The sequence below is a fragment of the Petropleomorpha daqingensis genome (assembly GCF_013408985.1).
Taxonomy (GTDB): domain Bacteria; phylum Actinomycetota; class Actinomycetes; order Mycobacteriales; family Geodermatophilaceae; genus Petropleomorpha; species Petropleomorpha daqingensis.
On the sequence record NZ_JACBZT010000001.1, the window covers coordinates 4,662,317 to 4,683,796 of the forward strand.

The 21,480-nt window shown below is 74.9% G+C and carries 14 protein-coding genes and 1 riboswitch; of the genes, 6 read left to right on the forward strand and 8 right to left on the reverse strand.

All coding sequences use genetic code 11. The features are described from left to right. Window position 1: 1 nt before the first annotated feature. Window positions 2-153: riboswitch (cyclic di-AMP (ydaO/yuaA leader) on the reverse strand. Window positions 154-275: 122 nt separating this feature from the next. Beyond that, complete coding sequence (locus tag GGQ55_RS23015) at window positions 276-1,928, reverse strand: bifunctional 3'-5' exonuclease/DNA polymerase (protein ID WP_179720769.1); 1,653 nt, start codon at window positions 1,926-1,928, stop codon at window positions 276-278. A 45-nt stretch (window positions 1,929-1,973) separates the two neighbouring features. Between GGQ55_RS23015 and GGQ55_RS23020 the strand changes: the two genes are divergently transcribed. Both GGQ55_RS23020 and GGQ55_RS28625 read left to right on the forward strand, forming a co-directional pair. Further along, window positions 1,974-2,264 (forward strand): hypothetical protein, encoded by a 291-nt coding sequence (locus GGQ55_RS23020; RefSeq protein WP_179720771.1) that lies wholly within the window; start codon window positions 1,974-1,976, stop codon window positions 2,262-2,264. Window positions 2,265-2,303: 39 nt separating this feature from the next. Then, complete coding sequence (locus GGQ55_RS28625; RefSeq protein WP_179720773.1) at window positions 2,304-3,911, forward strand: sensor domain-containing diguanylate cyclase; 1,608 nt, start codon at window positions 2,304-2,306, stop codon at window positions 3,909-3,911. Here the strand turns inward: GGQ55_RS28625 and GGQ55_RS23030 are convergent. Further along, the gene (locus tag GGQ55_RS23030; protein ID WP_179720775.1) at window positions 3,901-9,390 is read right to left on the reverse strand and encodes an ATP-binding protein; all 5,490 of its coding nucleotides are present in this window, start codon (window positions 9,388-9,390) and stop codon (window positions 3,901-3,903) included. The genes GGQ55_RS28625 and GGQ55_RS23030 overlap by 11 nt on opposite strands. 187 nt (window positions 9,391-9,577) lie before the next feature. On the opposite strand from GGQ55_RS23030, the gene GGQ55_RS23035 reads away from it, so the two are divergent. From GGQ55_RS23035 to GGQ55_RS23045, 3 genes are all read left to right on the forward strand, one after another. Further along, a complete protein-coding gene (locus GGQ55_RS23035; RefSeq protein WP_179720777.1) occupies window positions 9,578-11,209 on the forward strand; it encodes a glycoside hydrolase family 13 protein in 1,632 nt (543 codons plus the stop codon). A 97-nt stretch (window positions 11,210-11,306) separates the two neighbouring features. Beyond that, a complete protein-coding gene (locus GGQ55_RS23040; RefSeq protein WP_179720779.1) occupies window positions 11,307-11,678 on the forward strand; it encodes a YchJ family protein in 372 nt (123 codons plus the stop codon). A 178-nt stretch (window positions 11,679-11,856) separates the two neighbouring features. Beyond that, entirely contained in the window at window positions 11,857-12,060 is a 204-nt protein-coding gene (locus GGQ55_RS23045; protein WP_179720781.1) for a cold-shock protein, read from the forward strand. Window positions 12,061-12,063: 3 nt separating this feature from the next. Here GGQ55_RS23045 and GGQ55_RS23050 read toward each other — a convergent pair whose 3' ends face one another. The 4 genes from GGQ55_RS23050 to GGQ55_RS23065 all read right to left on the reverse strand — a co-directional run bounded on the left by GGQ55_RS23050 (window position 12,064) and on the right by GGQ55_RS23065 (window position 16,944). Beyond that, a complete protein-coding gene (locus tag GGQ55_RS23050) occupies window positions 12,064-13,158 on the reverse strand; it encodes an MFS transporter (RefSeq protein WP_366490364.1) in 1,095 nt (364 codons plus the stop codon). Between the two features lie 13 nt (window positions 13,159-13,171). Next, window positions 13,172-14,995: a flavin-containing monooxygenase gene (locus GGQ55_RS23055; protein WP_179720785.1), complete on the reverse strand. Its 1,824-nt coding sequence runs from the start codon at window positions 14,993-14,995 to the stop codon at window positions 13,172-13,174. 77 nt (window positions 14,996-15,072) lie between these two features. Further along, entirely contained in the window at window positions 15,073-16,104 is a 1,032-nt protein-coding gene (locus tag GGQ55_RS23060) for an LLM class flavin-dependent oxidoreductase (RefSeq protein ID WP_179720787.1), read from the reverse strand. A 231-nt stretch (window positions 16,105-16,335) separates the two neighbouring features. Then, window positions 16,336-16,944, reverse strand: a complete 609-nt coding sequence (locus tag GGQ55_RS23065) for a TetR/AcrR family transcriptional regulator (protein WP_179720789.1) — start codon at window positions 16,942-16,944, stop codon at window positions 16,336-16,338. 60 nt (window positions 16,945-17,004) lie between these two features. Here GGQ55_RS23065 and GGQ55_RS23070 point away from each other — a divergent pair, with 60 nt between their 5' ends. Next, window positions 17,005-19,236: an MFS transporter gene (locus GGQ55_RS23070; RefSeq protein WP_179720791.1), complete on the forward strand. Its 2,232-nt coding sequence runs from the start codon at window positions 17,005-17,007 to the stop codon at window positions 19,234-19,236. Window positions 19,237-19,244: 8 nt separating this feature from the next. On the opposite strand, the gene GGQ55_RS23075 is transcribed toward GGQ55_RS23070, so the two are convergent. After that, entirely contained in the window at window positions 19,245-20,072 is an 828-nt protein-coding gene (locus tag GGQ55_RS23075) for an alpha/beta fold hydrolase (RefSeq protein ID WP_179720793.1), read from the reverse strand. Further along, a complete protein-coding gene (locus GGQ55_RS23080; RefSeq protein WP_179720795.1) occupies window positions 20,069-21,478 on the reverse strand; it encodes an FAD-binding oxidoreductase in 1,410 nt (469 codons plus the stop codon). The genes GGQ55_RS23075 and GGQ55_RS23080 overlap by 4 nt, the downstream gene beginning before the upstream one ends. Window positions 21,479-21,480 lie beyond the last annotated feature (2 nt).

Here is a 21,480-nt window from a genome sequence, read left to right on the forward strand (position 1 = left end):
TGCTTCTTCCGTGTGGCCGCCTACCGAGTTAGCTGACGGATTCGGGCGGGAAGAAGCCCTACCCACCCCGGACACGTGCCCGGAGCAGGATTCACCCCAGTACTGCGGTGGGTCCCCGGCTCGCCCGCGAGGGCGACTCGGCGGCGCCCGTCCGGTCTCCCCGGTCGGGGACGTCATGGCCGGAACGGACGGGGCCCAAGGTAACCGGCGTGATGCAACCGTGACAATCGGAGAGCCGTCACAGCCCCGGTGAGAATGCTCGCGGAATACCCGGATCAGCCGGCGTCGGCCCACGAGCCCACCACCGCGACGTCGAGCGGGAAGTCGACCGGGAAGCCGCCGAACAGCAGCCGCCCGGCGGTCGCCGCGGCGTGCCGGACCTCGGCGGCGACGTCGTCGGACAGGTGCTCGGGGGTGTGGACGACGACCTCGTCGTGCAGGAAGAACACCAGGTGCGGCCGCTCGGCCAGCGGGCCCGACCCCAGCCGCCACAGCCGGTTGCGCAGGTCGGCCAGCCAGCACAGCGTCCACTCCGCCCCGGTCCCCTGGACGACGAAGTTGCGCGTGAACCGGCCCCAGGCGCGGCGCTCCCTCTCCGCCCGGGAGTCCCGCTCCTCCGGCGCCTCGCCGAGCGCCACCGCCCGCTCGGCCCACGCCCCGGTGGGCACCGGCGAGCCGCGGCCGAGCAGCGTGTGCACCACCTCGCCGCGCTCACCGGCGCGGGCGGCGTCCTCGACCAGCCCGATGGCGCGCGGGTAGCGGCGGGTCAGCCGCGGCATCATGCGCCCGCCCTCGCCGCGCGTGCCGCCGTACATCGCCGAGAGCATCCCGATCTTGGCCTCGGCGCGGGTGTTCACCGCGCCGGAGTCGACCATGCCCTGGTAGAGGTCGGCGGCCCGGGCCGCCTCGGCCATCGCGGCGTCACCGCTCATCCCGGCGAGCACCCGCGGCTCCAGCTGGGCGACGTCGGCCACGACGAAGCGCCATCCGTCGTCGGCGATCGCGGCCGGGCGGATCTGCGCCGGCACCGACAGCGCTCCCCCGCCGTTGGACGCCCACCGGCCGGTGACCACGCCACCGGGCACGAAGAACGACCGGAACCGCCCCTCGCGCACCCAGGTCTCCAGCCAGCTCCAGCCGTGCGCGGCGAGCAGCCGGGCGAGCTTCTTGTACTCCAGCAGCGCCGGGATGCCGGGATGGTCGAGCTGCTGGAGGTTCCACGAGCGGGTGTCCTCGACCTGCAGCCCCGCGCCCTGCAGCGCCCGCAGCAGCTCGCCGGGCGAGTCGGGGTTGAGCCCCGGCGCGCGGAAGGACTCCCGGATCTCGCCGACCAGCCGCTCGAGCACCGGCGGCCGCAGCCCGGCCGCCGGCCGCGGACCCACCAGCTCGGTGAGGATCCGCTCGTGGACGTCGGTGCGCCAGGGCAGGCCGGCGTGCGTCATCTCCGCGGCGACCAGGGCACCGGAGGACTCCGCGGCGAGCAGCAGCTCCAGCCGCCCCGGGTGGGTCGCCGCGTCGACCGCGGCGCGCTGGCGGGCGTGCTCGGCGACCGGGTCGAGCCGGTCGGCGGGGTCCTCCAGGGGGAAGAGGGCCTGATCGGCGGCGAAGACCGGGGCCAGCGCGTCCCAGCCCGCGGCGTCGTCCCCGGCGAGGAGGGCCGGGTCGGCGAACGGTGAGCGGCGCAGCACCGCGTGGGAGAGCCGCAGGTCGGTGCAGCGCTCCACCCGGACCCCGGCGTCGAGCAGCGCCGGGTACCAGCGCGTCGTGTCGTCCCACACCCAGCGGACCGGTTCGGCCTCCCGCCCGGCCACGAACGCGGGCAGCTCGCCCGCGGCCACCGACGTCACGCCGACCGTCGTCCCGTCGTCGGCGAGCTCGCGCGCCTCCACGGCGTCCCCGCCGCGGCGGAGGAGGACGACGCGGTGCACCCCCGCAGTGTCGCCGAGGGGTCCGACAGCGCGGACACTGCCGGTGTGCCGGGAATCGTGCGCCTGCTGAACACCGCCGGCGGGCGGGCGCTCTGCCTCGCCGGATCGGTCGACGCGGCGGCGGTCGAGGCCTTCCTGCGCCGGTACGGGCGCGAGCCGGCCCGGGTCGACGTCATCGACGCCGGGTCGGTCACGGCGCTGTCCGCGCCCGGGCTGGAGCTGCTGCTCGAGCACCTCGAGACCGCCGCGCGGGCCGGCCGGGAGGTGCCGGTCCGCCGGTCACCCGTGGTCGACCGGGTGCTCTCCTCTCACCCCAGGGGTGGTTTCTTCCACTGACCGCTCAAGAACGTCCCCCGATCGGTCGATGCCGAGCGTGTGACCAGCACGGAGAGGGCGGGGACGACGGACGCCGAGTCCGTCGTCCTCTCACCGGCGGACGACGCGGCCGCCGTGTCGCTGGCCGCTGCCCTCGACCGGCTCGAGTCGCTGTCCCGGTTCGAGCGCGACGGCATCGAGGAGGGCGCCGAGCGCGCCGCCGCGGCCGCCCGCGAGCTCGCACGCCCCGAGCTGGAGCTGCGCGCCCGGCTGATCGGCGGCGACCTCCTCCGCCGGCGCGGTGACGTCGCGGCCGCCGGGCGCATCGCCCAGGCGGTGCACCGCTGGGCCTCCGAGAACGGCACGCGGCACCTGCTCGCCCGCAGCTCCTTCGTCCTGGCCGCGGTCTTCCAGGAGCTCGGCGACGTCTCGCTCGCCCTGGAGCACGCCGTCCGGGCGGTGGACCTGCTCGAGCCCGACTCCCCCGCGACGATGCGGATCGACCACCTGGCCCGGCTGGCCGACTGCCTCGGCCTGGACGGCGACGAGGCCGCGCAGGAGCGCTACGACGAGGTGCTGCGGCTGGCCGAGCAGCTCGGCGACGTCGAGCGGCAGCTGCTCGTCCTGAACAACCGCGCCTACTGCGCCACGATGGCCGGCCGGTTCGACCTGGCGCTGACGTTCAGCGCCCAGCTGCAGACGCTGTCGTCGGACCGCGGGATCGCCCTGCACCTCGGGCGGCTGGACACCGTGGCCCGCGCCCTGATGGGCCTGGGCCGGCTGCAGCAGGCCGAGGCGGTGCTGCTGCCGGGTCTGGACCCCGCGGCGCAGGAGGCCTCCCTCGACGGCGACGCCGGCGCCGACTTCCTGCTCACCCTCGCCGAGGTCCGCCGCCGGCTGGACAAGGTGGACGACGCCCAGACGGTGCTCACCGAGTGCGTGCGGCGCTGCGAGGAGCACGGGCTGACCTCGATCCGGGTCCGCGCGCGCCGCGAGCAGGCCGAGCTGCACGCCGCGTGCGGCGACTTCCGGGCCGCGTTCGAGGAGCACAAGGGGTACGTCGACGAGCTGCAGGAGCTCCAGTCGGCCCAGCGCGATGCCCGGGCACGGGCGGTGCACGCGATGTACGAGACGACCGAGGCGCGCAAGCAGAGCCGCCGCTACCGCGAGCTCTCGCTGCGCGACCCGCTGACCGGCCTGTACAACCGGCGCTACGTCGACGAGGAGCTGCCGCTGCTGCTGCGCCGCGCCGGGGCCGCCGAGACCGTCGTCGTCGCCCTCGTCGACGTCGACCACTTCAAGCGGGTCAACGACACCTGCTCGCACGAGGTCGGCGACCGGGTGCTGTGCGGCGTCGCCGAGCTGCTCGACCGCATGCCCCCGCCCGAGGGCGCCGGCTCGTTCGTCGCCCGGATGGGCGGCGAGGAGTTCCTCGTCGTCCTCACCGGCGTCGGCCTGGCCGCCGCGCAGGCGCACCTCGAGGCCGTCCGCCGCGCCGTCGCCGGCCACCCGTGGACCGAGCTGACCAGCGGCCTGCCGGTCACCGTCAGCATCGGCGCCACCAGCACGGTCGTCACCGAGGCGACCCCCGCCGCGCTGCTCGGCCGCGCCGACGAGCACCTCTACCGGGCGAAGGCCGACGGCCGCGACCGCGTCGTCACCGACTGAGCGCGCGCTCCATCCCCTGCTCCACGGCCGTGATGAGCCGCGGGCGCAGCTCCGCCGCGGGCACGATCTCGTGCACCGAGCCGACCCGCCGGGCCCGCTCGATGTCGTGGATGCCCTCGAACTCGGCCGCGACCTCACCCAGCTTCTCCGACCGCACGCCCGCCCGCACCGTGGCCAGCTCGGCCCGCAGCCGCCCCTGCTCGACGGCGTCGGCCGAGGTCAGCGACTGCTCCAGCTCGCGCACCCGCGGGTCGGCCGCCGTCCGCTTGTCGACCTCGCGGGTGAAGACGACGGCCGCCGCCGGCGCCCCGCCGATCACCGAGGCGAACGACCCCTCGACGGCGAGCACCGTCATGTTGTCGTTGAGCACGCCGGAGAACACGACGAACGCTCCGCCGTGGTAGCGGGAGATCACGCAGAACACGATCGGGCCGTCGAAGTTGACCAGCGCCCGGCCGATCTCCGCGCCGTACTCCAGCTGCAGCTTGCGCAGCGACTCCGGTGAGCCGTCGAAGCCGGACAGGTTGGCCAGGACGACGACCGGCCGGTTGCCGCTGGCGGCGTTGATCGCCCGCGCCGTCTTCTTCGACGACGACGGGAACAGCGTGCCCGCCGTCCACTGGTCCGGGCCGTCGGCCGGGACGGCGCCGCGCCGCGCGATCGGGTGCGACTCGATGCCGATCAGGGTGACCGGGTGCCCGCCGAGGAAGGCGTCCTGGACGACCGAGGTGTCCGCATCGGCCATGCCGGCCCAGCGCTCCAGCACCGGCCGGTCGGCGTCGGTGATCGCCCTCAGCACCGTGCGGATGTCGAACGGCTTCTTGCGCTCGGGGTTGGCGACCGGGGAGAAGATGTCGCCGACCGTGGTGAAGTCGCTGCCCGGGGCGCTGTGCGGGAACGCCTGCACGTCGCGGTCGGCCGGGTCGGAGGTGTCCGCCGGCCGGCCCCACCGCTCCCCCGGCGCCACGTAGGCGTACTCGTAGTGCTGGAACAGCAGGTCGCAGGCGGCGGTGAGGTTGGGCGCCCAGTACTGCGCCTGGCCGTTCGGCCCCATCACCCGGTCGTAGCCGCCGATGCCGAAGTTGTCCTCCGCCGACACCCCGCCGGAGTAGTCCAGCGACTGCTTGCCGGTGAGCACCATCGCGCTGTCCGGCGTCATGATCAGGATGCCCTTGGTGTGCAGCAGCATCGTCGCCTCGGCGTTCCAGTACGGCTGGGCGCCGACGTTGATCCCGGCCACGACGACGTTGATCTCGCCGCCGGCCTGGGTGAACTCGATGATCCGGCGCAGCGCGCGGGCCACCCAGTCCATGTTCTCCGTGCCGCTGTCCATCGAGATCCGCGCGCCGGAGGACAGCGCGAACCACTCCACCGGCACCCCGCGCTCCTCGGCCAGGTCGAGCGCGGCGATGATCCGGGCGCACTCCGGCTCGGCGACCGTGCCCAGCTGCTTGGTCGGGTCGCCGAACAGCACGACCCGGGTCATGCCCTCCGGGTAGCGCGCTGTCGGGGTGGTGACCAGCCCGGCGACGACGCCGGCCTTGTTCTGGCCGGGCGGCCGCTCGACGGGCATCAGGCGGTCGCCGTCGAGGTCGAGCTCGACGAACGAGCCCCCGGAGCCGGCGAGCAGGGCGGACAGCTCGTACGGGTACACCGCGCCGCGCGCCCGGGAGCTGAGCACCTTCTCGGTGTAGGGGTCCAGCGCCTGCATGGGCTCGGTCGGCCGCTCGGTGACCTGCAGCCGCAGCCCCGTGCCCGGCCGGTAGGAGAACCGCAGCGCGATCTCCCGCGGCGGCTCGCCCGGCGTCTCCAGCAGCCGCGCGAACAGCATGATCTGGTCCAGCCCCGCGCCCACCGTCAGCGGCGCGACCATGTGCGCGAAGGTGGCCACCTCCGCCAGCCCCACCTCGATCGACGGCCACGCGTAGAGGAACACCCGGTTGTGCTCCAGCGGCCGCCGGGAGCGGCGGCGGGACTGGGCCCGCCGCAGGCTGTCCAGGCAGGCGGTGAGCTGCCGCTCGACGGTCGGGTAGCCGACGATCTCGCCGTTCTCGTCGCGCAGCGGGGCCAGGTCGCGGACCTCGGCCATCGCGATGAACCGCTCGTCGTCGGCGTTCTCCGTGGCCCGGATGTGGAACAGGTAGGTGTCCTCGGCCGAGGGGATCCGCTCGCCGTCGAAGTTCTTCAGCCGCCACAGGTTCAGCCGCTGCGCGGTCAGCGGGTGCATGCCGCGGATCAGCCGGTCCTCGACCAGGCCCTCCGGCCGGCGCCGGAAGGTGACCGTGTCGACGGTCCCGTCGGGGGTGGACACGGTGACGGTGATCCGGCGCATCGCGGCCAGCGGGGCGAGCGCGGCGAGCATCTCCTGCAGCTGCGCCACCATCGCGTCGGCGTCGTCGGGCCGGTCGGGCCAGGCGACGTAGAGGTCGAGCAGCCGCGTGCGCTCCTCGGCGACGTCGGCCGACAGCCGCGCCACCTCGGCGACCGCGGCCGGCAGGGCGCGCATCGGGCCCATCCAGGCCAGCAGGTGCAGCCGGGTGCCGCGCAGGTCGTAGTCGGCGACGACGGCGGAGTGCCCGGCGAGGATCGAGGACTGCACGTTCTGCAGGTCGCGGCTGCGGTAGTAGCGCCGGGTGAGCACCTCGAGCACCGGGTCGGGGACCGTGGGCTCCCGGTCCGCGCGCTGGGCGAGCAGCCGGATCAGCGGCTCCGGGCTCTCGACCAGCGCCTCGACGCGGCGCATGGCCGCGTCGCTGTCGCCGCGGGCGCCGGCCTCCTCCAGCTCGGCCAGCAGCCCGGCCGCCGCCTCGAGCACGACCTGGCGGTTCTCCTGGACGACAGGCGCCTCGAAGTAGCGGAACCGCACGGCGCGGGCCAGGTCGCTGACCGCCGGGTAGCGCAGCTGGGTGGCGACGACGAGCCGGTCGAGGACGTCGGCCACCTCGGCCCGGGCCGGACCGGACGGCGGCGGCGCCGCCAGCCACCGGTCGAGCAGGGCGAGCACGGCGGGCAGCTGGTCGCCGACCCGCTGCTGGGCCAGGAAGAGGCGGTAGGCGGCCTCCTGCAGCGCCGGCCCGGGCTCGAGGTCCTCGACGCCGTAGTGGCGCAGCGCGCGGGTCAGCCGGCCGCGGAAGCTCTCCGGGAGACCTTCCCGCTCGGCGTCGAGCGAGTGCAGGTAGGCGTGGAAGTACTCGCGCGGGCTGTGGACCTGCTGGTCGGCCTCCTCCTCCTGGTTGGCCGGCCGGTTGCGGGCGATCTCGGTCAGGTCGGCGAACGTGGTGAGCACCTGCAGCTCGCCGGCCAGCAGATCGGGGTCGTCACCGTCCAGCTCGCCGCGGGCGGTGGCGTACTCGGCGACCAGCTCCTTGGCGTGCGCCGCGTCGACGTCGTAACCGGTGATCAGCGCCTGCAGCGCGGCGAGCAGGGACAGCGCGCGGTCCCGGGCCTGCGCCGGGCGTGCCTCGTCGGGCGCGGGCAGCGCGACCCGCTCGCCGGACGCCTCCTCGGCCTCGCCGCCGGCCCGGTCGATGGACAGCAGCGGCGCCCCGGCGTCGACCTGGGCGTTGGCGCGCGCGAGCACGTCGCGCACCCGGCCGGCGAACGGCGCGTGCACCGCCGTCTCCATCTTCATGCTCTCCACGACCGCGACCGTCTGGCCGGCCTCGACCTCCTGGCCGGGGACGACCCGCAGCGCCACCACCACGGCCGGTGCGGGGGCGCGGACCATGCCGCCGGCGTCGCGGGTGACCCGGTGGCTGACCCCGTCGACCTCGACCAGGTGCGAGCCGGTGGCCTGGACCGACACGACCGACCAGCGGCGGCCGCCGACGGTCAGCTGCGACTCCAGCCGGGACAGCCGGTCGACGTCGACGTCGACGTAGCGGCCGTCGAGCTCGACCCGGTAGCGGTCGCGGCCGATCGTGGCGACGGTGGGCCGGTAGACCTGGCCGCGCAGCCCGAGCTCGATGGTGCGGCCGACCTCGTGCGGCGCCCGAGGGCGCCCGCCGCGGGCGGAGGCGAGGAACGCGGTCCGCTCGCCGGCCTCCTGCTCGTCGGCGACGTCGACGGCCACCTGGACCAGCGCCACCCAGGCGTCGCCGTCCAGCCGTGCCCCGCCGCCGGTGCCGGTGCGGTCCAGCCACCCGGTGTCGGCGGTGCCTGCGACCACCTCGGGCCGGTCGAGCAGGTCGAGCAGGAAGGACTTGGTGGTGGTCCCGCCCCGGATGACCACGGTGGTCTCGCGCAGGGCGCAGCGCAGCCGGGCCAGCGCCTCGGGCCGGTCGCGGCCCCAGGCGATGACCTTGGCGATCATCGAGTCGTACTGCGACGGGATGACGTCGCCGTCGCCGAACCCGGTGTCGACGCGCACCCCGGGGCCGGAGGGCAGCCGCATCAGCTCGATCCGCCCGGGCGCCGGCGCGAAGCCCTGCTCGGCGTCCTCCGCGGTCAGCCGGGCCTCGACCGCGTGCCCGCTGCCGGGGGGCGGCTCGCCCTCGAGCCGGCCGCCCTCGGCCACGTGCAGCTGCAGCTTGACCAGGTCGAGGCCGGTCGTCTCCTCGGTGACGGGGTGCTCGACCTGCAGGCGGGTGTTGACCTCGAGGAAGGTGAAGAGGCGCTCCTCGGGCTGGTAGAGGAACTCGACGGTGCCCGCCCCGACGTAGCCCGCGGCTTTGGCCAGGGCGATCGCGGACTCCCGCAACGACCGGTCCTGCTCCGGCGACAGCGCCGGGGAGCTGGACTCCTCGATCACCTTCTGGTTGCGCCGCTGCACCGAGCAGTCGCGGACGCCCGGCGCCCACACCGTGCCGTGCTGGTCGGCGATCACCTGCACCTCGACGTGCCGGCCGCCCTCGACCAGCCGCTCCATGAAGATCGTCGGGTCGCCGAAGGTGCGCGCGGCCTCGGCCTGGGTGCGGGTCAGCGCGTCGGCGAGTTCTGCTTCGGAGCGGACGATCCGGATGCCGCGCCCGCCCCCGCCGCTGCGGGACTTGACGATCAGCGGGTAGCCGATCGTCTCGGCGTGCCGCCGGCCGTCGTCGATCCCGGCGACCGCCCCGCCGCTCCACGGCGCGACCGGCACCCCGGCCTGCTCGGCGAGCACCTTGGCCTCGATCTTGGCGCCGAGCAGCCGCATGGCCTCCGGCGGCGGACCGATGAACGTGACGCCCAGCTCGGCGCACAGCTCGGCGAACGCCGGGTCCTCGGCGACGAAGCCCCAGCCGACCCAGGCGGCGTCGGCGCCGCTCTCGCGCAGCGCGCGGGCCAGTTCGGCGTGGTCGAGGTACGGACTGCCCGCACCGGTCTCGCGCAGCAGCACCGCCTCGTCGGCGGCGCGGACGAACGTCGCCCGCCGCTCGGCCTCGGTGTGCAGCGCGATCACGCGGCTGCGGGTGCCGAGCTCTGCGTTCAGCTCGCGGACGGCCCGGGTGAGCCGCAGTGCGGGCTCGCCCCGGTTGACGACGGCGATGCGGTCGAACACCCCGCGCCCCTCCCTGTCGCTGCCCCGCGACGTCGACGACGTGTGCCCCAGATCTTGCCGGGAACCACCTCTGCCTGGCGCGGCGGCCGTCCAACCCGCCGAGGTTGTGCACACCTGCCAATCAAATCGACACGGTTCAGCACACGAAATGCCGCGTTCACCCGGCCGTCTTGCCGATTGTTGGCACATGTCGGCACGGGTGTTCCCCGCACGGCGCGCTACGGCAGCGCACCGTCCTGCAGCGCAGTCCGCCGAGTGGTGGCGGACCGCGGTGGTCTACCAGGTCTACCTGCGCTCTTTCGCCGACGGCAACGGCGACGGGATCGGTGATCTGGCCGGCCTGCGCTCGCGGCTGCCGTACCTGTCGTGGCTCGGCGTCGACGCGCTGTGGATCAACCCGCACTACCCCTCCGGCGGCGCCGACGGCGGCTACGACGTCATCGACTACCGCGCCGTCGACCCCGACTACGGCGACGTCGGCGACCTCGAGGCGCTGGTGGACGACGCCCGCCGGCTGGGCCTGCGCGTCGTGCTCGACGTCGTCCCCAACCACTCCTCCGACCAGCACCCCTGGTTCCGGAAGGCGCTGGCCGACCCCGACTCCCCCGAGGCGGCCCGATACCACTTCGCGCCGCCGTCGGAGCAGCCGCCGAACAACTGGAAGTCGCTGTTCGGCGGCCCTGCCTGGTCGCGGACGCCGGACGGCCGCTGGTACCTGCACCTGTTCGCCCCGGAGCAGCCCGACCTCAACTGGCGCGACCCGGCCGTGGCCGCCGACTTCGAGAGGACGCTGCGGTTCTGGCTCGACCGGGGCGTGAGCGGCTTCCGCGTCGACGTGGCCTACGGCCTGTTCAAGGACCCCGAGCTGCGGGACAACCCGGGGCTGTACTCGCCCACCCTGTTCGGGCACGGTCCGGAGCAGGCGATGACCTGGAACCAGCCCGAGGTGCACGACGTCTGGCGCAGCTGGCGGGCGATCTGCGACGAGTACCCCGGCACGATGCTGGTCGGCGAGGTCTGCCTGGCCGACCTCGAGCAGGTGGCGCTGTACTCGCGGCCCGACGAGCTGCACCAGTCCTTCGCCTTCCGGCTGCTGAAGTCCCCGTGGTCGGCCGACGCGTTCGAGGACGGCGTGCGCTCCGCGCTCGACGCCTTCTCGACCGTCGGGGCCTCCGTGCCGTGGGTGCTCGGCAACCACGACAAGGACCGCCTGGTCACCCGCTTCGGCGGCGGCGCCGTCGGCACCGCCCGGGCCCGCGCGGCCGCGCTGCTGCTGCTCTCGCTGCCGGGGTCGGCGTACCTGTATGCCGGCGACGAGCTGGGCCTGCCGCAGGTCCCGGTGCCCGACGAGGCCAAACGCGACCCGATCTTCTTCCGCAGCGGCGGCGCCCGCGCCGGCCGTGACGGCTGCCGCGTGCCGCTGCCGTGGAACACCGCGCCCGGGGTCGGCTTCTCCCCCGACGGCGCCGCCGCGCCGTGGCTGCCGCTGCCCGAGGGCTGGGACTCCCTCGCCGTGTCGCGGCAGTCCCGGGACGGCGCCTCGATGCTGACCCTCTACCGGCGCGCGCTCGCGCTGCGGGAGGCCTCCCCGGCGCTGGGCTCGGGCACGGCCGAGGTCTCCCGGGCCGGCGACGTCCTCACGATCCGCTGCACCGGGCCGGACGGCTCGGTCGTCCGCGTCGTGGTCAACATGGGCGCCGAGACGACGCTCGTGCGCACCCGCGGCACCGTGCTGCTGGCCTCGACGACCACGGTCAAGCGCTCGGCGCACAGCGTGGCGCTGCCCGCCGACAGCGCCGTCTGGCTCTCGGAGGACTGACTCGCGCTTCTGGTCGAGTGAGCACCTGCGGTCGCCCGTGCCGGCGCGTCGGGGCGTGTCGGCGACCGCAACTGCTCACTCGGGCACAGTGGACCGCGTGAGCCCGAAGCGCTGCCCCTGCGGGACCGGCCTGCCCTACGCCGACTGCTGCGGCCGGCTGCACGACGGGCTGGCGGCCGCGGCCACCGCCGAGCAGCTCATGCGCTCGCGCTACAGCGCCTTCGCCGTCGGCGACCCCGCGTACCTGCTCGAGACCTGGCACCCCCGCACCCGGCCGCGGACCCTGGAGCTCGATCCGGACGTGCGCTGGACCGGGCTGGAGATCGTGGCGACCTCCGGCGGCTCCATGCTCGACGACGAGGGCACGGTGGAGTTCCGTGCCCACCGGGTGGACGGCGTCCAGGCCGAGCGCAGCCGGTTCGTGCGCGAGGGCGGCCGGTGGCTCTACCTCGATGGGGTGCTCGCCTGAGTCCGATGTGCCGGTCTGCCACGTACAGTGGCTCGCGATCGCTGCTGTGCCACTGCATTCGTTCTCGGACGTGGCAGTCGTCTCTGCCTGACGTTCCTCTCGGTTTCGCCGGTCGGTGCGGCGATCCCGGCCCGGCGATCCGCCGGCCGGCACACCTCCAGCACGGAACGAGAACGACATGACCCAGGGCACTGTGAAGTGGTTCAACGCCGAGAAGGGCTTCGGCTTCATCGAGCAGGACGGCGGCGGCCCCGACGTCTTCTGCCACTTCTCCGCGATCAGCGGCACCGGCTACCGCTCGCTGGACGAGGCGCAGCGCGTCGAGTTCGACATCACGCAGGGCCAGAAGGGCCCGCAGGCGGAGAACGTCCGCGCGATCTGACGCTCACGGTTCCCGCCGGGCGAGCAGCAGCACCGCGAGCCCGGCGGGCACCAGCGGCAGGGCGGCCAGCAGCAGCGCCGGGTCCGCCAGGCCGAACAACCACGCCCCCGCCACCGGCGCGAGCAGCCCGGCGGCGCCCCAGCCGGTGAAGACCCGGCCGTACGCCGCCGGGAACGCCGCGGCCCCGACGCGGTCCGCGGTCAGCGCCGGCACCAGCGCGGAGACCGCGCCGTACGCCAGCCCGCTGCCCAGGAAGCCGGCCAGGACCACCGCGGCCGGGCCGAGCAGGCAGCCGATCGCAACCGCCCCGATCGCCAGCGCCGTTCCCAGAGCGGCCAGCCTGCCGACCCGGTCGGACCACCAGCCCGCGACGAGCCGCCCGACCAGGTTGCCGGCGCCGAGCGCCGCGACGGCCAGTGCCGCAGCCTGCGTTCCCCGGTCCGCCGCCAGCGGCGCGGCCTGCGCGAACAGCGCCAGCCCGGGCGCGCAGCCACCGGCGAAGACCAGCCACAGCAGCACGACCGGCCGGCGCGGGGCCGGCGTCGTCCGGGGACGGCCGGTCCCGGCCGGTTCGCCGGGCGCCAGCACGGCGGCCAGCGCGAGCAGCGCCGTCACGGGGAGCGCGAGGACGGCGAGGCAGGTCCGCCACCCGGCCACCGAGATCGCGGCGGGCGCCACGAGCCCCAGCAGCACCGGGCCGGCCGCGTAGGCGGCGACCACGATCCCGGTCGCCGTGCCGCGGCGGTGCGCGACCCGGGCGGGCAGTCCCACCGCGACCCCGTAGCCGAGCCCGTTCGCCGCCCCGAACAGCCCGGCGAAGCCCACCCACAGCACCGCCGGCGACGCAGCCGACGCGGCGAGCAGCAGCCCCGCCGCCGCGAGCGCGGCCGCGGCGACGAGCAGGCGGCGCGGCCCGGCGCGGCGCTGCAGCGGGCCCAGCCCGAGCAGCACCGCGCTGAACACCACGATCGCCGTCGCGAACACCCCCGCGGCCCCGCCCGCGGACAGCCCGACGTCGGCGGCCGCGTCCTGCGCCACCAGGCTCCAGGCGAACAGCGTCCCGACCGCCAGGTTGGCCGCGGCGCCGGCGGCGACCAGCCGGGCCGGCGGCTCAGGAGAGGTGGTGCACCTCCTGCAGTCCGTGCACCGGCGTCGGGATCCCCTCGTAGCGGGCCTTGAGCTGCAGCGCGAGGTAGAGCGAGTAGTGCCGCGACTGGTGCAGGTTGCCGCCGTGGAACCACAGCGCCTCCTGCTGGGTGGGCTTCCACATGTTGCGCTGCTCGCCCTCCCACGGCCCGGGGTCCTTCGTCGTCCCCGAGCCCAGGCCCCACACCTTGCCGACCTTGTCCGCGACGTCCTGGCCGATGAGGTCGGCGGCCCAGCCGTTCATCGACCCGTAGCCGGTGGCGTAGACGACGAGGTCCGCCGGCAGCTCGGTGCCGTCGTCCAGGACGACGGCGTCCTCGGTGAGCCGGACCACCTGCCCGTGCGCCAGCTTCACCTCACCGTCGGCCACCAGGTCGGCGGCCCCGACGTCGATGTAGTAGCCGGAGCCGCGCCGCAGGTACTTCATGAACAGGCCCGAGCCGTCGTCGCCCCAGTCGTGCCGGAACCCGGAGGCCTCCAGCCGCTCGTAGAAGTCGGCGTCGCGCTCGGCCATCTGCTGGTACAGCGGGATCTGGAACTCGTGCATGATCCGGTACGGCAGCGAGGCGAAGATCATGTCCGCCTTCTCCGTCGTCACGCCGGCCGCCACCGCCTCCTCGCTGTAGAGCGCGCCGAGGCCGATGTCCATGAGCGTGGCGCTGCGGACGATGTGCGTCGACGAGCGCTGGACCATCGTGACGTCGGCGCCGTGCTCCCACAGCGCGCCGCAGATGTCGAAGGCCGAGTTGTTGCTGCCGATGACCACGCACCGCTTGCCCGCGTAGGCGTCCGGGCCCGGGTGCGCCGAGGAGTGGTGCTGGTCGCCGCGGAAGACGTCCTGGCCGGGCAGGTCCGGGATGTTCGGCTTGCCCGACATGCCGGTGGCCAGAACGAGCTGCTGGGGCCGCAGGGTCAGCGGGTCGCCGTCCCGCTCGAGCTCGACCGTCCACTCCCCCCGCTCGGGCGAGTACTCGGCCGAGGTGACCGTCGTGCCGGTCCAGTACGGGACCTCCATGGCCTCGACGTAGGACTCGAGCCAGTCGCCGATCTTGTCCTTCGGGGAGAACACCGGCCAGGTGTCGGGGAACTTCAGGTAGGGCAGGTGGTCGTACCAGACCGGGTCGTGCAGGCACAGCGACTTGTACCGGCCGCGCCACTGGTCGCCCGGTCGCGCGTGCTTGTCGACGACGAGGCTCGGGACGCCGAGCTGCCGCAGCCGCGCGCCGATCGCGATGCCGCCCTGGCCGCCGCCGACCACCAGCACGTACGGCTGGACCGTGGTGCCGAGCTCGGCCTGCTCCTTCTCCCGGCGCTCCAGCCAGGTCAGCCGCTCCTTGTTCACGCCGTGCTCGGCGCCCATCGGCCGGCGCGGGCCCTTCGGCTCCTCGAAGCCCTTGAGCTCGTAGAGGGTGGTGAGCAACGTCCAGGCCTTCGGGACGCCGTCCTCCTCCACCAGCCGGACCAGCCCGCGACCGCGCCCGACCGCCGTCTCGAAGGTGAACCAGGCGGTGGTGACGCCGTCGGCCTCGTCCGGCGGCTCCTCGACGGCGAACCCGCTCGGGTCGGTGGACTCCAGCGTCGCGGTCAGCAGGTCGGTGACGCCGTCCGGGTTCTCGACGGTCGTGAGGTTCCAGGAGAAGGCGACCAGGTCGCGCCAGAAGCTGGTGGCGGCGAACATGCCGGCGGCGCGGGCGACGTCCCGCTCCCGCAGCGCCTGCTCGAAGCCGGACAGCCAGCTCTCCGCCCGCTGCTGCGGGGACAGCGGGGGCGAGTCGAGGGTCTGCGTCATGGCGGTGTCCTCCCCGGGTGCGCGAGCTGTGCCTTGCAGCACAGCGCACCGGAGGCGCCGAGGGAAGAGACGGCGCGCTAGACCTCCGCGGCCACCCGGGGAGCGACCTCGGTGCCCAGCAGTTCGATGCCGCGCAGCAGGTCGGCGTGAGCCAGCCGCGGGTTGGTCATCTGCAGCGAGACGCGGTGCACCCCCCCGAGCTGGGCGGAGATGCGCACGAGCTTCTCGGCGACCGTCTCGGGGTCGCCCATGAAGAAGGCGCCGTCCGGGCCGCTGGTCGCGTCGAACTGCGCCCGGCTGGGCGGGGCGAAGCCGCGCTCGCGGGAGACCTTGGCGAACATCTCGTGCCAGCCCGGGTAGACCGTGTCGGCCGCGGCCTGCGTGCTCTCCGCGACGAAGCCGAACACGTGCAGGCCGACCTTCAGCGCCTGCGGGTCGTGCCCGGCGTGCGCGCCGGCGCGGCGGTAGAGGTCGATGAGCGGCCCGAACTGCCGCGGCTCGCCGCCGATGATCGCCACCATGAGCGGCAGGCCCAGGAGGCCCGCCCGCGCGAACGACTCCGGCGTGCCGCCGACCCCGACCCAGATCGGCAGCGGGTCCTGCAGTGCCCGCGGGTACACGCCCTGGCCGGTCAGCGCGGGCCGGTGCCGGCCCGACCAGGTGACGTGCTCGGACTCCCGGATGCGCAGCAGCAGGTCGAGCTTCTCCTCGAACAACTCGTCGTAGTCGGCCAGGCTCAGCCCGAACAGCGGGAACGCCTCGGTGAACGAGCCGCGGCCGACCACCAGGTCGATCCGGCCGCCGGAGATCAGGTCGAGCGTCGCGAACTGCTGGTAGACCCGGACCGGGTCGGCGGCGCTGAGCACGGACACCGCGCTGTTCAGCCGGATCCGGGAGGTGCGGGCGGCGGCCGCGCCGAGGATCACCGGCGGAGCGGAGTCGTAGTACTCGCTGCGGTGGTGCTCACCGATGCCGAAGGAGTACAGCCCGGCCTCGTCGGCCAGCGCGATCTCCTCGAGCAGGTGCGCCATCCGTTCCTCGGGGCCGATCCGCCGACCGGTGGTGGGATCGGTGACCGCCGCGACGAAGCTGTCCACGCCCAGGTGCACGGGCCGAGTCAACCAGCCGAGGGGGCGAGCACCTCCGAGAGGTGGCGGACGACGACCGCCGCGCCCCGGCGGGTCATGATGCGGGCCGCCCGGTCGATGACGCCCTCAGGCGAATCTCGACCGCGGCGGGAACGTCCGCCGGGCCGAACAGCGTGCGCTGACTGTCAGGTCGAGGGGCACGAACTGGCACTCTGCGCACACTCTTGCCCCGCGGACTGCCCAACGGCAGTACTAGCTCGCGGGGGCGCGCAGGAGGGCGCTGCCGGGGACGACGAGCCGCCGGACGTGCTCGTCCACCTGCGCGGCGCCCGGGGCCGGCTCGCCGAAGTCGAGCGCCCCGATCGCGTAGAAGTCGGTGGTGGCGGTGACGCACTGCCAGCGCCAGGTCAGCTCCCGCTCGTCGAGGTGGGGCAGCAGCGGGGCGACCGCAGCGCAGTAGCGCAGCGCGAGCTCGCGGGTCGCCGCGGCCCCGTTGGCCGCCCACCGCTCGGGCGGCGCCTCGAAGATGCGGGCGAACACCCGGGCCGCGTAGCGCCCGCGCCCGGCACAGCGCAGCTCCACGATCGGCCGCACCCACCCGTCGACCAGACCGTCGACGTCGGGCGCTCGGGACAGCGTCGCCAGCGACGTCTCGCGCTCGGCCAGGACGCCGTCCACCACGCGGCGCTCGACGGCTGCGACCAGCGCGTCCTTGCCGCCGAAGTAGTACCCGACGGCGGCGGCGTTGCCGACGCCGGCCAGCCGCAGCACGTCGCGCACCGAGGTGCCGGCCGGCCCGTACCGGGCCAGCAGCTCCTCGGCCGCGTCCAGCAGCCGCGCGGGGGTTGCGCCGGGCGTCATGCCACCTCCATGCTGGCTCTCGCCTAATACGGACGTATGAGACGACCGTCTGGAGTCAGCATGACTCACCAGCGGGTCCGTGTGCGCAGCCTGGGTGCGCTGCTGGCCGTCATGTGCGCCGCGCTCGCCCTCGTCATCGGCGCCGGCTCCTCCCTCGCGCTCGCCCTGCCCGACCTGGCCCGTGACACCGGAGCCTCGCAGACCGAGCTGACCTGGGCGGTCAACGTCTACGCCCTCACCTTCGCCGGCCTGCTGCTGCCCCTGGGCATCGCCGCCGACCGCTACGGCCGCAGAGGGGCGCTGCTGCTGGGCCTGGCCGTCTTCGCCGGCGCCAGCCTCGCCTCGGGCCTGGTCGCCGATCCGGTCGCCCTCGTCGTGCTCCGCGCGCTGGCCGGCGCCGGCGCGGCGGCGGTCATGCCGGCCACCCTGTCGGTGCTCGTCGGGGCCTTCCCGGCGGAGCGGCGCGGGACGGCGATCGGCATCTGGGCCGCGGTGTCGGGAGCCGGCGCCCTGCTCGGGCTGCTGCTCGCCGGCGTCCTGCTGGAGTTCGCGTGGTGGGGCAGCGTGCAGCTGGTCTTCGGTGGCCTCTCGGCCGCGGTGCTGCTGCTGTCGGCGCTCGTCGTCCCCGCCTCGTCGAACCCGGACCTGCACCTGGACCCGCTCGGCGGGCTGCTGGCCCTCCTCGGCCTCGGCGGCCTGGTCTACGGCATCGTCGAGGGCCCCGAGCGCGGGTGGACCGACCCGGCCGCCGTCACCGCGCTGGCCCTCGGCGGGCTCACCCTGGTCGCCTTCGTCGGCCACGAGCTGCGCAGCCGGCACCCCCTGCTCGACGTCCGCCTGTTCCGCTCCCCTGCGCTCTCCGCCGGCAGCGTGGTGGTGTTCCTGCAGTTCTTCGCCGCGTTCGGCGTCTTCTTCCTCGCCCCGCAGTGGCTGCAGTACGTGCACGGGCTCACCCCGCTGCAGGCGGCACTCGCGCTGGCGCCGATGGCGCTCGGCATCGGCCCCACGGCGCAGGCCGGGCCGGTGCTGGTCCGCCGCCTCGGTGCCGGGCCCGTCGCCGCCTGGGGCATGGCGCAGATGGCCGGCGCGCTCGGCCTCTTCGCCGTCCAGGCCGCCGGGAGCGCACCGCTGTGGCAGTTCGAGGTCGTGCTGCTGGCCTTCGGCGTCGGCTTCGGCCTGGCGCTGACCCCCGGGACCCAGCTGATCATCGACGGGCTGCCGGCCGACCGGCGCACCGTCGCAGCCGCGGTCAACGACGTCACCCGCGAGGTGGGCGGCGCGCTCGGCGGCGCCGTCGCGGCCAGCGTGCTGCTCGCCGTCTACGGCGACGACGTGCTGCGCGTGACCCGCGGGCTGCCCGAGCACGTCGCCGCCCGTGCCGAGGCCGGCGTCGCCCAGGCGTTCGGCGTGGCCACCGGTCTGGGTCCGCGCGGCGCCGACCTCGCCTCCGGCGCGCGCTCGGCCTTCGCCGACGGCTTCGGCAGCGCCATGCTCGTCGGCGCCGGAGTGCTGCTCTTCGGTGCGCTGGTGGCTGCCCTGTTCGCGCCCCGGCCGGCGCGCGTACGGCCCCCGGTCCGCCACGCGGCGGTCGTCACCGTCGTCCCGGCGGAGGTCGAGCGCACGCCGTCCCGCCGGAAGCAGCGGCTGCTGGCCGGCGCGGTCGCGCTCGGCATCTTCCTCACCGTGGGCGGGGTGGCCCAGAGCCTGCAGACGGCCGGCGACGACCAGCCCACGGCGCTCGAGGAGGACTCCCCCACCTCGACGACACCCGTTCCCCGCGACGACGCCGCGCCGCAGGCCACCATCCCCGTGGAGCTGCCGCCGGGGACCGCCGTGGAGGACCCGTCGCTGTCGGCCATGATCGAGGACTTCGCCGCCACCGCGGCCGCCGACGGGATGCTCGGCGAGGTGCCCGTCGGCGTGCCCCTGGTGACCGTCGACCCGCTCCCGTCGATCGACGCGGCCGCGGAACCGACGGACGGCACGACCCCGGCGGAGGTCAGCGGCCCGACGGAGGTCACCACCCCGGTGGACACGACGACGCCCCCTGGGACCACCACCCCGGCGGAGACGACGACGCCTCCCGAGACCACCACCCCGCCGGAAACCACCACCCCGCCGGAAACCACCACCCCGCCGGAGACGACGACGCCCCCCGAGACCACCACGCCCCCGGAAACCACGACGCCCCCGGAGACCACCACCCCGCCGGAGACGACGACGCCGACCGACACCACACCGACCGACACCACACCGACCGACACCACCACGGAGACCACCCCCGCTCCGTGAGGCCGGCCTCAGAGAGTGCGGAGGTGCTCCGCCACCACCGCAGCGCCGCGGCGGGTCATGATGCTGGCCGCGTGGTCGACGCCCTCGACCAGCTCGGTGGCCTGCAAAGCCGGGAGCTCGGCGGCGAGCTGGGCGACCCGGTCCGGCGGATAGGCCGGTGCTGAGCCCTCGCCGGTGCTCCACTCGGCGTAGACGAGACGCGTCGGGCGGTCCAGCTGCCGCCAGGACGACGGGCCGAGGATGGTGTCGGTCGCGTCGGCGACGAGGATGCCAGGGTCCAGCCGCACCCGGCCGTCGGCCAGATCGTGGACGAGGTAGTCCCGCAGCAACGGGTCGTCGCGGTCCAGCAGCGGCATGCCGGGCAGCACGAAGTCGGCGTACTCGTCGACGTCGGTGAAGGTCCGGCCGACCCGTGAGGCCTGGGCGGTGAAGGCCGCGCGCACGCCGTCCTCGGTGACCCCCTCGTGCACCGACATCGGGAAGCCGCCGTCCACCAGGACGAGGTCGCGCACGCGGTCGGGGTGCGCGGTGGCCAGCGCCACCGCGACGAACCCGCCCATCGACATGCCGCAGACGCTCACGCTCTCCAGGTCGAGCGCGTCGAGGACGGCGACCATGTCCTCGGCGTGCCGGGCGACCGACGACGGGCCGCCGACCCCGACGCTGCCGCCCCGCCCCCGCAGGTCCGGCGCGATCAAGGAGAGCTCCGGCGCCTCGGCCCGCAGCCAGTTCCACAGCCGCCGGTTGCTGCTCACGCCGTGGATGGCGAGCACGGGCTCGGTGCGGCCGGCGACCACCTCGACCTCGAGGCCACCCAGGCTGCGGACGTCGCTCACGGCTCGCCGACCACCTTGCCCGGGTTGAACAGGTCCAGCGGGTCGAGTGCCTGCTTGATCGCGCGCTGCATCGCCTGCGCGCCGGGGTCGAGCTCGGCGCGCATGCCGGCGCGCTTGAGCAGGCCGACGCCGTGCTCGCCGGTGACCGTCCCGCGGCGGGCGATCGCCGCCTCGAGGATGTCGTCGAACGCCGCGATCGCCGCGGCCCGGGCGGCCTCGTCGTCCGGCGGCGAGATCATGCACGGGTGCAGGTTGCCGTCGCCGGCGTGCGCGATCGACCCGATCTGCACCCCGTGGCGCAGGGAGATCGCCTCGATGTCGGCGAGCATCCCGGGCACCTGCGAACGCGGCACGCAGATGTCCTCGGTGAGCACCGGGCCGAGCCGCTCCATCGCCGGGTAGGCCAGCCGCCGGGCGGCGAACAGCGCCTCGGCCTCGGCGTCGTCGCTGGACTGCTCGGCCCACAGCGCGCCGGCCTCGCGGAAGGCGGCGGCCATCGCCGTCGCCTCCTCCTCGCCGGACGCGCCGGGGGTGTCGATCTTGGCCAGCAGCAGCGCGGCGGCGTCGGCCTCGATGCCCAGGTGCTTCCACTCCTCGACCACCCGCAGCGTCGGCCCGTCGAGCAGTTCCAGCGCGAGCGGGGTGAGCTTGCGGCGGGTGGCCAGCGCGACCGCCTCGCCGGCGGCGACGAGCGAGCCGAACGCACCGACGACGGTGCGGGGCGCCGCGGCCGGCGCCGGGCGCAGCCGCAGGGTCACCTCGGTGACGACACCCAGGGTGCCCTCGGAGCCGACCACGAGGCCGGTCAGGTCGTAACCGGCCACGCCCTTGGTGGTGCGCCGGCCCATCCGGACGGCGGTGCCGTACTCCCCCGCCGGGCCGCCGACCACCGCCTGCAGACCGAGCACGTAGTCGCGGGTGACGCCGTACTTCAGGCAGCACAGCCCACCGGCGTTGGTGGCCACGTTGCCGCCGATCGTCGACCAGGGCGAGCTGGCCGGGTCCGGCGGGTACCACAGGCCGTGCTCGGCGACGGCGGCCTTGAGGTCGTCGTTGACGACGCCGGGCTCGACGACGGCGACCAGGTCGTCCTCGTCGATCTCCAGCACCCGGTCCATCTTCGACAGGTCGAGCACCAGCCCGCCCTCGACGGCGTTGGCCCCGCCGGACAGACCGGTGCCGGCGCCGCGGGTCACCACCGGCACGCGCAGCTCGGCGCACACGGCGACGACCTGCTGCACCTCGGCGGTGCTGCGGGCGCGGACGGCGGCGACCGCCCGGCCGACCTCAGCCCACTCCGCCTCGTCGGAGCTGACGCTCGCCAGGACGTCGTCGTCGGTGATCAGGGTGCTGTCCGGCAGCCGCCGGGTGAGCGCCTCGAGCGTGCCCGGGGAGGTCGTCGTCACCC